At 71.0% G+C, this 12,015-nt stretch carries 9 protein-coding genes; 5 read left to right on the forward strand and 4 right to left on the reverse strand.

The features are described 5' to 3' along the window. The first annotated feature begins 314 nt into the window (after positions 1–314). Together AB0J97_RS44025 and mgrA are read left to right on the forward strand one after the other, a co-directional pair. Positions 315–2,405 carry a S9 family peptidase gene (locus AB0J97_RS44025; protein WP_357708101.1) on the forward strand — a complete coding sequence of 697 codons (2,091 nt, stop codon included), beginning with the start codon at positions 315–317 and terminating at the stop codon, positions 2,403–2,405. Then, on the forward strand, positions 2,402–3,400 hold the full coding sequence (gene mgrA, locus AB0J97_RS44030; RefSeq protein ID WP_357708100.1) for an L-glyceraldehyde 3-phosphate reductase: 999 nt from the start codon (positions 2,402–2,404) through the stop codon (positions 3,398–3,400). Before AB0J97_RS44025 ends, mgrA begins: the two co-directional genes overlap by 4 nt. A 41-nt stretch (positions 3,401–3,441) precedes the next feature. Here the strand turns inward: mgrA and AB0J97_RS44035 are convergent, their stop codons facing one another. Beyond that, entirely contained in the window at positions 3,442–5,817 is a 2,376-nt protein-coding gene (locus AB0J97_RS44035; protein ID WP_357708098.1) for a lysylphosphatidylglycerol synthase transmembrane domain-containing protein, read from the reverse strand. 459 nt (positions 5,818–6,276) lie between these two features. Here AB0J97_RS44035 and AB0J97_RS44040 point away from each other — a divergent pair, with 459 nt between their 5' ends. Continuing rightward, a complete protein-coding gene (locus tag AB0J97_RS44040) occupies positions 6,277–8,289 on the forward strand; it encodes a molybdopterin oxidoreductase family protein (protein ID WP_364101150.1) in 2,013 nt (670 codons plus the stop codon). On the opposite strand, the gene AB0J97_RS44045 is transcribed toward AB0J97_RS44040, so the two are convergent. Beyond that, positions 8,267–9,019, reverse strand: coding sequence for a hypothetical protein (locus tag AB0J97_RS44045; protein ID WP_364101153.1), 753 nt, complete (start codon positions 9,017–9,019; stop codon positions 8,267–8,269). The two genes, AB0J97_RS44040 and AB0J97_RS44045, sit on opposite strands and share 23 nt — an antisense overlap. Before the next feature lie 93 nt (positions 9,020–9,112). Between AB0J97_RS44045 and AB0J97_RS44050 the strand changes: the two genes are divergently transcribed. Then, positions 9,113–9,655 (forward strand): PadR family transcriptional regulator, encoded by a 543-nt coding sequence (locus AB0J97_RS44050; RefSeq protein WP_364101156.1) that lies wholly within the window; start codon positions 9,113–9,115, stop codon positions 9,653–9,655. Between the two features lie 16 nt (positions 9,656–9,671). On the opposite strand, the gene AB0J97_RS44055 is transcribed toward AB0J97_RS44050, so the two are convergent. Next, a complete protein-coding gene (locus tag AB0J97_RS44055) occupies positions 9,672–10,598 on the reverse strand; it encodes a GNAT family N-acetyltransferase (protein WP_364101159.1) in 927 nt (308 codons plus the stop codon). A 75-nt stretch (positions 10,599–10,673) separates the two neighbouring features. Between AB0J97_RS44055 and AB0J97_RS44060 the strand changes: the two genes are divergently transcribed. Continuing rightward, positions 10,674–11,123, forward strand: coding sequence for a hypothetical protein (locus AB0J97_RS44060; RefSeq protein WP_357708089.1), 450 nt, complete (start codon positions 10,674–10,676; stop codon positions 11,121–11,123). Here the strand turns inward: AB0J97_RS44060 and AB0J97_RS44065 are convergent. Then, a complete protein-coding gene (locus tag AB0J97_RS44065; RefSeq protein WP_364101163.1) occupies positions 11,089–12,012 on the reverse strand; it encodes a zinc-binding dehydrogenase in 924 nt (307 codons plus the stop codon). The two genes, AB0J97_RS44060 and AB0J97_RS44065, sit on opposite strands and share 35 nt — an antisense overlap. Positions 12,013–12,015 lie beyond the last annotated feature (3 nt).

The raw sequence follows: 12,015 nt of genomic DNA on the forward strand, positions 1-12,015 counted from the left end.
TTTCAGCCGTTCAAGTCTCTGTCAAATTGACCGGACTTGCTCGACCTGCGGTAATTAAGTCGCGCCCCGCTTCCGGGACAACCCCTCTAACTTACCAGCCTGTCGCTCGGTTAGCGAACCGATCTTCAAACCCGCGAGCCAGAAGGGATTGCCGTCGTGGGACGTCGCAACGCACCAAAGTCACCGGAGTGAAGGGAGTGGGTTGCGCCGCACCTCGTCGGCTCCTAAAGATTAGCAGCGCTCCTGAGCGCTCGGGACGCGTTCGTCATGTCTCCCGGCCACAGAACGATCACGGCCGAACATAGACTCCCCCCGTGAGCAGCAACACGCCGCCAGTGGCGAAGAAGGTACCGACTGAGCGCAACCATCACGGCGACACGTTCATCGACGAGTACGCCTGGCTAAGCAACAAGGACGACCCGGACACAACGGCGTACTTGGAGGCAGAGAACGACTTTCTCAAAGAGCACACCGCGCATCTCGCCGAGCTCCAGGAGCAGGTCTTCCAGGAGATCAAGGGACGCACGCAGGAGACCGACCTGTCAGTGCCGAGCCGCAAGGGGGCGTGGTGGTACTTCACGCGTACCGAGGAAGGCAAGCAGTACGCGGTGTCCTGCCGGGTGCCGGCCGACAGTGACGCGCCGCCGCAGATCACCCCGGGCGAGCGCCTTGAGCGCGAGCAGGTCGTGCTCGACGGCAACGAGCTGGCGGGCGACAGCGCGTTCTTCTCCGTCGGCACCAGCGCCGTCACGCCCGACGGGACGATGCTGGCCTACTCGACCGACTACAAGGGCGACGAGCGCTTCACGCTGCGGTTCAGGAACCTTGAGACGGGCGAGGTGCTGCCGGACGAGATCGAGGACATCTTCTACGGCGGCGCGTGGTCGGCCGACGGCTCGGCGTTCTTCTACACGCGGGTGGACGACGCCTGGCGTCCCTACCAGGTGTACCGCCACACCCTCGGCACGGAAGAGGACGTCCTGGTCTACGAGGAGACCGACGAGCGCTACTGGGTGGGCATCGGGCTGACCCGCAGCGAGCGGTACCTCGTGCTGGGCGCGGGCAGCAAGATCACGAGTGAGGTGCGCATCCTCGACGCCTCCGACCCCACCGGCGAGTTCCAGGTCGTCAGGCCCAGGAAGACCGGCGTGGAGTACGGCGTCGAGCACGCGGGCGACTTCTTCTACGTCCTGCACAACGAGAACGCCGAGAACTTCGAGCTGGCCACGGCCCCGATCGACGAGCCCGCCACCTGGACCCCGCTGATCGGGCACCGCGAGGACACCCGGCTGCTGGAGATCGACGCGTTCTCCGACCACGCCGTGGTGCACTTCCGCCGCGACGGGCTGACCGGCCTGCGGGTGCTGCCCTACAGCGCCGCCGGCGCCGGCTGGCGCGAGCGGATCGAGGCGGCCGAGCGCAACGCGTACGAGATCGACTTCCCCGAGCCCCTGTACGACGTCGGCCCGGCGGGCAACCCCGAGTTCACGACGACGCGGCTCAGGCTGGCGTACACGAGCATGGTGACGCCGCCGAGCGTCTACGACTACGAGCTGGACTCGCACGAGCTGATCCTGCTCAAGCAGCGTCCGGTGCTCGGCGGCTACGACGCGGGCGACTACGAGCAGTTCCGGGAGTGGGCGACGGCCGAGGACGGCACCCGCGTGCCGATCTCGATCGTCAAGCGCAAGGACACCACGACGCCGGCCCCGACGCTGCTCTACGGCTACGGCAGCTACGAGACCTCGATCGACCCGGGCTTCTCGGTTCCCCGGCTGTCGCTGCTCGACCGCGGGTTCGTCTTCGCCATCGCGCACGTCAGGGGCGGCGGCGAGATGGGCCGTCACTGGTACGAGGACGGCAAGCTGACCAGGAAGCGGAACACGTTCACCGACTTCGTGGCCGTGGCGCGGCACCTGAAGGAGAGCGGCTGGAGCGGGCGGGTCGTCGCGCGCGGCGGCTCGGCGGGCGGGCTGCTGATGGGCGCGGTGACGAACCTGGCTCCCGAGCAGTTCGCGGGGGTGGTGGCCGAGGTGCCGTTCGTGGACGCGCTCAACACGATCCTCGACCCGTCGTTGCCGCTGACGGTGATCGAGTGGGACGAGTGGGGCGATCCGCTGCACAACCCGGACGTCTACGCGTACATGAAGAGCTATTCGCCGTACGAGAACGTGGACGGGAGGGCGTACCCGCCGATTCTGGCGATCACCAGCCTGAACGACACGCGGGTGCTGTACCACGAGCCGGCCAAGTGGATCGCGCGGCTGCGCGCGACCGCGTCCGGCGGGCCGTTCCTGCTCAAGACGGAGATGGGCGCGGGGCACGGCGGGCGCAGCGGGCGGTACGACGCCTGGCGCGAGGAGGCGTTCGCGCTGTCCTGGATCATCGAGAGGGGAACGGCGTGAGCTACCGGGCCGACGAGCGGCGTTACGAGCGCCAGCCGTACAACCGCAGCGGGCGCAGCGGGCTGAGGCTGCCGGCGGTGTCGCTGGGGTTGTGGCACAACTTCGGCGACAACCGTCCGATCGAGAACTCGCGGGCGGTGCTGCGGCGCGCGTTCGACCTCGGGGTGACGCATTTCGACCTGGCCAACAACTACGGCGTGCCGTACGGGTCGGCGGAGCGGAACTTCGGGCGGATCCTCCGGGAGGACTTCGCGGCGTACCGGGACGAGCTGGTCATCTCCACCAAGGCCGGGTACGACATGTGGCCGGGGCCGTACGGGGAGTGGGGGTCGCGCAAGTACGTGCTGGCCAGCCTCGACCAGTCGCTGACCCGCATGGGCCTGGAGTACGTGGACGTGTTCTACAGCCACCGTCCCGACCCGGAGACGCCGCTGGAGGAGACGATGGGTGCGCTGGACCGGGCGGTGCGCTCGGGCAAGGCGCTCTATGCGGGCATCTCCAACTACTCGGCCGAGCAGACCGCGCAGGCCGCGCGGATCATGCGCGAGCTGGGCACGCCGCTGCTCATCCACCAGCCGTCGTACTCGATGATCAACCGCTGGATCGAGGACGACGGGCTGCTCGACGTGCTGGAGGAGGCGGGCATGGGCTGCATCGTGTACTCGCCGCTGGCACAGGGGCTGCTCACCGACCGCTACCTGGAGGGCGTGCCCGAGGGGTCGCGGGCGGCGACGAGCCGGTTCCTGAGCGCCGACCAGATCGACCGGGACCTGGCGCGCGACCTCAACGAGATCGCCAGGGGCCGCGGGCAGACGCTGGCCCAGATGGCGCTGTCGTGGACGCTGCGGGACCCGCGGGTGACCAGCGTGCTGATCGGCGCGAGCAGCGTCGGGCAGCTTGAGGACAACGTGGCGTGCGTGGACGGCCCGGTGTTCACCGAGGACGAGCTGGCGGCGATCGACAAGATCACCGCAACGGTCGCGTCGGGACGCTGATCAGCCGTGGCGCGTGGGGCCCTGTGCCGCCCGAGGGCGGTTCACAGGGCCTCGTGCCGCTGGAGGTAGGTGAAGGCGGCCCAGCCGGGCAGCACCGGCAGCCAGAACGTGAGCAGCCGGTGCAGCAGCACGGCCGAGGCGGCCAGGTCCCATTCGAGGCCGGCCGCGACCAGGCCGAGGGTGAGCGCGTACTCGACGGCGCCGAGGCCGCCCGGCGTGGGGGCGGCCGAGCCGATGGCGTTGGCCGTGAGGTAGACGACGGCGACGGCGGTGAAGCTCAGCTGGCCGCCGAAGGCCGCGACGCAGGCGTCGAGACAGGCCACGAACGCGATCGTGATCATGAGTGTGCCGAAGGCGGCCTCGATCATCTTGGCCGGCGACTGGAGCACGTCGAGCAGGCGGGGCAGCACGTTCGAGAACAGCCTGCGCATCCGCACGGTCACCATCCGGCGCAGCGGCGGCACGCCGAGCACCACCGCGACCAGCAGCGCGATGGCGAGCATCGCCACGACCAGGCCGCGCGAGGGGGTGAACGAGGTGGCCGCGTCGGAGCCGGTGATGTAGGCGAACAGCAGCAGCAGGGCGATGTGGAAGACCAGCATGATGAGCTGCGAGGCGCCCACGCTGGCCACCGCGAGCGCCGGCGCGATGCCGCGCTTCTGCAGGTAGCGGGTGTTGATCGCGACCCCGCCGACCGCGGCGGGCGCGACCAGCTTGACGAACGACGACGCGAACTGCACCAGGACGGTACGCCAGAGCGGCAGGCGTTCGGGCACGAAACCGCGCAGCATGAGGGCGGCGGCGACGAAGCTGGTGAACGAGGCGATCAGCGCCAGGCCGGACCAGGCCCAGTTGGCGGTGGTCGCCACCTTGTAGAGGTCGACCTTGCTGAGCTGGGACAGCACGACGTAGGCGGCGACCGTGCTGGCGATGATCGTGATCAGCGTGCGCGGCCGGAAGCGCTCCAGGCGCACCTCTTCGACCTTGCCCTGGGGCTTGAGCGCCACGATGTGGTCGCGCAGGCCCGTGAGCACGTTCTTGGCCTTGGACAGGGCCGAGCGGGTCTCCCTGGTCAGGGCGATGCGCTGGAGCAGCGGCATGGCCGCGGCCAGGGCGTCGGGGCCCATCACGGCGGCGGCGGCCCGGACCGAGCGCTCGGCGCCGACGCGCAGCGCCAGATAGGTGAGGAGCTGGGCGATGTCGAGCCGGAGCAGCAGGTCGCCGGCGGCGATCTCGCCGCTGCGGGCGTCGGTCAGCACGACCCGGCCCGCGCGGTCGAGGTGGATGCTGTCGCCGGTGAGCCGGCGGTGCGCGAGCCGCTGGATCTGCAGCAGCTCGACCTGCTCCCAGATCTGGGCGAGCAGGGCGTCGTCGATCTCGGCGTCGGGCACCTCGTCGAGCGGGCGGGTCTCGATGTGCTCGTAGGCGAGCAGGGCGGCCTCGGTGCCGATCTCGCTGGTGCCGAGCAGGCGCGGCGTGCTGGCGCCGGCGGCCTGGGCCGCGTACGCCATCAGCGCCTCGCGTTCCAGTTCGGCCCGCAGTGAGCGGATGGCCCTGCGCCTGGTCTCGGAGTTGAGCCTGATGCGCCGCCACAGCCGGTACGGCAGCCCGGCCACCTGGCGGTCGCGGTCGAGGACGGTGACGTCGAGGCTGGTGCCGTCCTTCAGGCCGATGGCGTAGCGGCGGCTGCCCTGGTGGTCGTCCTCGATGCGGCGGGCGGAGACGGGTGAGAACGACAGCTTGCGCAGCGCGGCGACCACGGCGCTGCCGGGCGGGCGGGTGTTGGGGCTGCCGACGCCGTAGAGGGTGGCGTAGCCGATGGCCATGCCGACCAGGACGGTCACGATGGCGCTGGGCAGGGTGATCTGCCTGCCGGAGAAGTAGGTGAGGATGTAGAGGGCGATCGAGGTCCACATGAGCATGCGCCACGTGGGGCGGCGGGCGATGCGGACCGCGGTGGTGTAGGCGATGACCGAGGTGAGCAGCGTGTTCAGCGGCTCGATCTCGCGGTCGCCGGTGAGCAGGATGCGCAGGTCGGTCAGGCTGCTCGCCTCGATCCACTGCCCGAGCAGGAACGACCCGGCCATGCCGATGATGGCCGCGATCAGCCCTTCGGCGACGCGCAGGCCGTCGCGGTGGAAGACCCGCTCCACGGCGAACGCGGCGGGCACGATCAGCACGGCCGCGCTGCCGATGAAGGCGGCGACCCGGCTGAGCAGCGGCACCATCTCGGCGCCCACCTTGACGTCCTGCTCCAGGCCGTTGAGCGTCTGCTTGGCGACGAGGGCGAGCAGGATCACCGCCGCGAGCACCGCCAGCGTCGCGAAGAAGCGCAGCAGGTCGGACGGCCGCCGCAACCGCTGGGGAAGGAGCGGCTCGACTACGTAGACGCCGCCGTCGGCGCGTGGCTCGGCCACGGCTGGATCCCCCTCCGCGAGGTCCTCCGTGTCATCATCTCGTTCCCTGATTTCGGCCACCGACAGTGATTCTGCACCTTCCCGGCCGGACCGTACGATCTCTGTTCTCCAGTGTCCTCGTTCCTGGTCCCGGCGAGCGCACCGGGTGAGGATTCGACCAGCATTGACCTGCCCGCGGGTGGAGGCCGTGAAGCCCTGGGACGTTCATGGCATGTTCACTCTCGCGATGCCGCCGTCGGCCCCCGTGGCCCCCGACGCCTGGGCGGCCCGGTCGTGACGTGTCGGCCGAGTACGTCGTGTCCAGGCTGCGCGAGGCAGGGTACACGGTGGAACTCCAACCCTTCACCTTTGCGTTCTTTCCCGAGGTCGGATCGGCGGTGTCGCGGGGGCGGGCCGTTCACCGGCGCGTCGGCGCGGGCGGTCGCCCGTCACGCCCGGCCCTCGACGTAGGCTGTCCGCATGTCGGGTGATTTGAGGGTTTTGGGGGCATGTCCGCTTGACTGCCCGGACACCTGCTCGTGGGTCGTCACCGTCCGGGACGGGCAGGCGGTCAAGATGCGCGGCAACCCCGACCATCCCTACACCCGCGGCGCGCTGTGCGTGAAGGTCAACCGGTACCTGGAGCACACGCAGGCGGACGACCGCATCCTGTACCCGATGCGGCGTACCGGGCCGAAGGGTTCGGGGCAGTTCGAGCGGATCACCTGGGACGAGGCGCTCGACGAGATCTCGACGCGGCTGCGCGCCATCGTGGACGAGCACGGCGGCGAGGCGATCTGGCCCTATCTGGGCACCGGCTCGCTGGGCTACCTCCAGGGGTGCGAGGGCGTGGCCGGGCGCCGGTTCTGGAACGTGCTGGGGGCGTCCAAGCACTGGCTGAACATCTGCTCGGCGGCCGGGAGCAGCGGGCTGATGAAGGCCAACGGCACCGCGGGCGGCATGGACCCGGAGAACTTCGCCCAGGCCAGACTGATCCTGCTCTGGGGCACCAACACGCTGACCAGCGGCCACCACCTGTGGAAGTTCATCCAGGACGCCCGGGCTGACGGCGCGTACGTGGTCGCCATCGACCCCATCCGCACCAGGACCGCCGACCAGGCCGACCAGCACCTGGCGATCAGGCCGGGCACGGACGCCGCGCTCGCGCTCGGGCTGCTCAACGTCGTGCTCGCGGAGAACGCCCAGGACGAGGAGTTCCTGGCCAGGCACACCGAGGGCTGGGAGGACTTCCGCAAGGAGATCCTGGAGCACCCGGTGGAGCGGGTGGCGGAGATCACCGGCATCCCCGCCGAGGACGTCCACAGCCTGGGGATGCGCCTGGCCCACACCCGGCCGACCGCGATCCGCGCCACCATGGGCATCCAGCGGCACGCGGGCGGCGGCGCCGCGATGCGGACGATCGCCGCGATCCCCGGCGTGACCGGCGACTGGCGGCATCCGGGCGGCGGCGTGGCGTACTCGACGACCGGTCACGTGCGGGTGAACGTCGACACCCGGAACGACCTGCTGGCCAAGCCCGTGCGCACGCTGGTCATGACCAAGCTGGGCTCCCAGCTCGACGACGTCAAATGCCTGTGGGTGTACGCCGCCAACCCGCTCGGCTCGACCCCCGACGCCAACACGATCAGGCGGCAGCTCGCCCGCGAGGACCTGTTCACGGTCGTCATGGAGCAGTTCCCGACCGACACCGTGGACTACGCCGACATCGTGCTGCCGGCGACCATGCAGACCGAGCACATGGACCTGCACGCCGGTTACGGCCACATGTACCTGCTGTGGAACGAGCCCGCCGTGCCGCCGCCCGGCGAGTGCCTGTCCACGACCGAGACCTTCCGCCGGCTGGCCGCGCACATGGGGCTGACCGAGCCGTCCCTGTACGACTCCGACCTGGAGCTGGCCGAGTCGCTGCTGGCGAGCGGGCATCCGTCGCTCGAAGGCGTGACGCTGGACCGGCTGCGCAAGGAGGGGTGGGTGCGGATGAACTACCCCAAGCCGTTCGCGCCGTTCGCCGAGGGCTTCCCGACGCCTTCCGGGCGGCTGCGCTTCCCGCCCTCGGGGAAGGCGTACGTGCCGCCGCACACGGCGGGCGCCGAGCGGTCGGCGTACCCGCTGACGCTGGTCACGCCGGCCTCGCACACGTTCCTCAACACGATCTTCGCCAACAACCCGGAGCTGCGGCGGCGGGCCAAGGAGCCGGCGGTGCTGGTGAACCCGGCCGACGCTGCGGCCCGCGGGCTGACGTCCGGGCAGCGCGTACGGGTGCACAACGACGGCGGCGAGTTCCTGGCCGACGTGGAGATCAGCGACCGGGTCGCGCCCGGCGTGGTGGCGACCCCCAAGGGCCGGTGGCCGAAGCTCAGCCCGGGCGGCGCGAACGCGAACGCGGTCGTGGCCGAGCGGGACGCCGACATGGGCAAGGGGCCCGCCTTCCACGACAACCTGGTCGAGGTCAGCCCTTGTGCCGGTCCATGAACGCCACGACCGTGTCGAGTACCTTGGTGGCGTGAGGGCTGCCGACCAGGGCCGAGGCGTGCAGCGACTCGCCGGGGATGACCATCACCTGGTTGTCCGGGGCCTTGGTCGCGGCGGCCTCGGCCGCGCGCATCGACTCGGCGCCGCCGTAGGAGTCGTGCTCGGAGCCGATCTGCAGCAGCGGCACGGTGAGCGCGGCGGCGTCGCCCTGGTCGATCTCGCCTGACAGGGCGACGACGCCGGCCACCTTCACGCCCGCCTTCCCGGCCAGCCTCTCGGCCGCCGGGACCGAGGCTGTGGCGCCGATCGAGCCGCCGACCAGGAACAGCCGCTCGACGCCCTTCTCCTTGGCCAGGCGCCTGCCCATGGCGACCGCGCCGTCCTCGGGCAGGAGGCCGGCGTCCCTGGCGTAGAGCAGGACGCGGTAGCCGGCGGCGACCAGGCGGTCGGACAGCGGGCGCCAGGAGCACACGGTGCCGCGGCGCTCGTAGCTGATCACCACGCCCACCGGGCCGTCGCCGGTGATCACGCCGGGCAGGCCGCGGACGTGGGTGAAGATCTTACCGTCCTGCTCGGTGAAGCAGCCCGAGACGTTGGGGCCGGTGGGCGGCGGGCTCGGGGTGGGGGTCGGGTCAGGGGAAGGGGCCTCGGCGGCCGTGGTGCGGACGGCGGTCGCGCCGGTGCCGACCGTGCCCCCGCAGCCGGTCAACCCCAGTGTGAGGAGTGCCATCCATCCGATGATCTTCCGCATGGCCGCCGCGCCCTTCTTCTGACTATGTCTGAACTGACATAGTGCCGCAAGCACCATATCCTTGGACCCACCATGACCTCAACGCTCGGATACGCGATCCTGGCCGTGCTGGCGCGCGGCGACCGCACCGGATACGACCTGGCGGCGGCCATGCGGCGGCCGGTCGGCTACTTCTGGACGGCCGGGCACAGCCAGATCCACGCCGAGCTGCAGAAACTCCGGGCGGCCGAGCTGGTCGGGTTCGAGAGCGCGCACGGGCCGGGGCCGCAGGCCAAGAAGGTCTACCACCTGACCGCCGAGGGGCTGGCGGCGTTGCGGGCATGGGTCACCGAGCCGCCGCGCGAGCGGCCGGAGCGCGACGAGCTGGTGCTCAAGACGTACGCGGCGTGGCTGGCCGAGCCGGAGCTGCTGCGGCGGCTGTTCGCCGAGCAGCTCGCCGCCCATGAGGAGCGGCTGGCCGACTACGAGCGGCAGGAGGCGTCGTTCGGCGGGCAGCCGGCCTTCGGCGACCCGGGGTTCGGCGGCTACGCCACGCTGCGCTGCGGGCTGAGCTACGAGCGGCACCGGGCCGAGTGGTGCCGCTGGATGCTGACCCAGCTCGGCGGCGGCCTTTAGCCGGAGGCCGTTCCGCTCAGCTCAGGGTGAGTTTGTAGCCCTCGTGGGAGGCGGTGAAGCCGAGGGCGTCGTAGAAGCGGTGGGCGTCGGCGCGCGACTTGTCGGAGGTGAGCTGGACGACGGTGCACCCCCTGGCCCGCGCCCGGTCGATCGCCCACTGGATCATCTTCCCGCCCAGCCCCTGGCCGCGCGTCGTGGCCGCCACCCGGACGGCCTCGATCTGGCACCGCTCCGCGCCCAGCCTCGACAGCCCGGCCAGGTACGTGAGCTGCATCGTGCCCACCACCTCGCCCTCCTGCTCGGCCACGATCAGCTCGTCGTACGGGTTGGCCTCGATGCGGTCGAAGGCCATCAGGTAGCGGGTGTCGTCGGGCTCCCCCTCGCGGGCGGCGCCGAGCGGGTCGTCGGCCAGCATCCGCACGATGGCCGGGACGTCCTCCTTGCGCGCCTGGCGGAACAGCAGGGACAACACGTAGTGGGACTCCATGAGGGACGGGTTGGAGGGCAGGGCCATGACCTTGCCGCTGCGGGTGAAGCCCTTGGCCGCATAGAGCGCGCGGGCGGCGTGGTTGGCGTCGACGGCCCACAGCTGCACCTGCTCGGCCCCGGACGAACGCGCCCACCCGACGGACCGGTCCACCAGCCGGGAGGCGAGGCCGCGTCCCCTGGCCTCGGGGGCGACCCACATGGACAGCAGGTGGGCGCCGGACTCCTCCAGGAGCATGCACACCAGGCCCACATCACCCAGGCCGTCGTCCTCGGCCACCCACCAGCGCGAGTGCGGGTTCTTCAGCCGTTCGGTCCATTCGTCGGCGGAGAACCCGGCCTCCCGCGCGTACGAGGAGCCGAACGCGTCCGGTGACTCCTGGAGCGCCCGCAGCCGGACCTCCTTCAGCCGCTCCCCCTCGTCCGGCCCCAACTGCACAATGGCGATTTCCGTCATATGGGAATCATGTCAGGGACAGGTCAGGGTCGGTCCCCGATGCCTCCAGGGGGGTCGCGGCGGCACCATGAGGACATGAACGAAATCAGTAGACGCGATGAGGTCTCACTGTCCGCGGCGGCCCTGCGGGGCGCCCCTTGGAAGACCGCCGCCATCGGCGGCGTCGTGGTCTCGGCCGCCAGCTTCGGGATGGGCGCGCTCACCGGCACCGGCGACCTGGTCTGGGCCCTGGGGCTCGGCATCAGCCTCTTCGCCCTGATCGCCGCGATCGGCTCGGTCGCCAAGCCGAACGAGGGCGACCGCGTCACCCGCCAGGCCCGGCTCTGGTCGCTGCGGCACCCGTGGAAGTTCGCGCTCCTGCCCGCCGCGATCACGGCGGTGCTCGACTACCCGGTGCAGCTCGTGCTCGACGGCGAGGGCGTGTTCGGCTCGGCCGTGCAGGCGATGTGGCACGGCGCGCTGGTCTACCTGATCGCCGCGATCCTGACCGTCACGATGAAGGGACGAGCACAATCTTCCCGGTGACCCGCCGCTCCAGCAGGTCGTCCATGGCCCGGCCCGCTTCCGCCAGCGGCCTGACCTCCGGCGCCTCCGGAACGATGCCCGGCATCGCCAGCAGACCTTCGAGCAGGGCCCGGTTGTCCGCCGGGTGGCCCAGCGACCACGCACCCCAGTCGACACCCACCACCGCCCGGTCACGCAGCAGCACCTGGTTGGCGGGCAGCCTCGCGATGCCGCCGGAGGCGAATCCGACGACCAGGAGCCGCCCGCCCTCGCGCAGCCCGCGAAGGGCCTGTTCGGACAGCTCGCCGCCGACCGGGTCGACCGCCACGTCCACGCCCCACGCCCTGGCCGCGTCCTTCAGACCGTCGTAGCCGGTCACGTCGTCGGCTCCCGCCCGCCGGGCGCGCTCCCTCTTGTCACCGGTGGACGCCGCCGCCAGCACGACGGCCCCGAGCGCCTTGGCGACCCGGACCACGGCCAGCCCCACACCGCCGCCCGCGCCGAGCACGAGCACCCGCTCGCCGGGGAGCAGCCGGCCGCGCTCCCTGAGCGCGTACATGGCGGTGCAGTGACTCTGCGGGAACGCCGCCGCCGCGAGCACGTCGAAACCCTCGGGCAGCGGTACGGCCTGCGTCCGGTGCACCAGCACCCGTGTGGCGAACCCGCCCAGCCCGGTGATCGCCACGACCCTGCGTCCGTCCGGCAGCCGGCCGGCCACCTCGTAGCCGGGGGTGAAGGGCAACGGCGGCCTGATCTGGTAGCCGCCGCGCACCATCAGCCCGTCCACGAAGTTGACGCCGGCCGCCTCGACCTCGACGACCACCTGGTCGGGACCGGGGATCGGATCGGGCAGCTCGACCAGTTCGACCGGCTTGCCGTATTCGGTGCAGACGACGGCCCTCACGCTCATGGG

Origin of the sequence: Nonomuraea sp. NPDC049607, from assembly GCF_040675375.1 — a bacterium.
Taxonomy (GTDB): domain Bacteria; phylum Actinomycetota; class Actinomycetes; order Streptosporangiales; family Streptosporangiaceae; genus Nonomuraea.

Excerpts from the sequence above, each read along its gene's own strand:
- AB0J97_RS44040 (WP_364101150.1), top strand. The coding sequence starts at position 6,277 with ATGTCGGGTGATTTGAGGGTTTTGGGGGCATGTCCGCTTGACTGCCCG.
- AB0J97_RS44055 (WP_364101159.1), bottom strand. The coding sequence starts at position 10,598 with ATGACGGAAATCGCCATTGTGCAGTTGGGGCCGGACGAGGGGGAGCGG.
- AB0J97_RS44060 (WP_357708089.1), top strand. The coding sequence starts at position 10,674 with ATGAACGAAATCAGTAGACGCGATGAGGTCTCACTGTCCGCGGCGGCC.
- AB0J97_RS44045 (WP_364101153.1), bottom strand. The coding sequence starts at position 9,019 with ATGGCACTCCTCACACTGGGGTTGACCGGCTGCGGGGGCACGGTCGGC.
- AB0J97_RS44050 (WP_364101156.1), top strand. The coding sequence starts at position 9,113 with ATGACCTCAACGCTCGGATACGCGATCCTGGCCGTGCTGGCGCGCGGC.
- AB0J97_RS44065 (WP_364101163.1), bottom strand. The coding sequence starts at position 12,012 with ATGAGCGTGAGGGCCGTCGTCTGCACCGAATACGGCAAGCCGGTCGAA.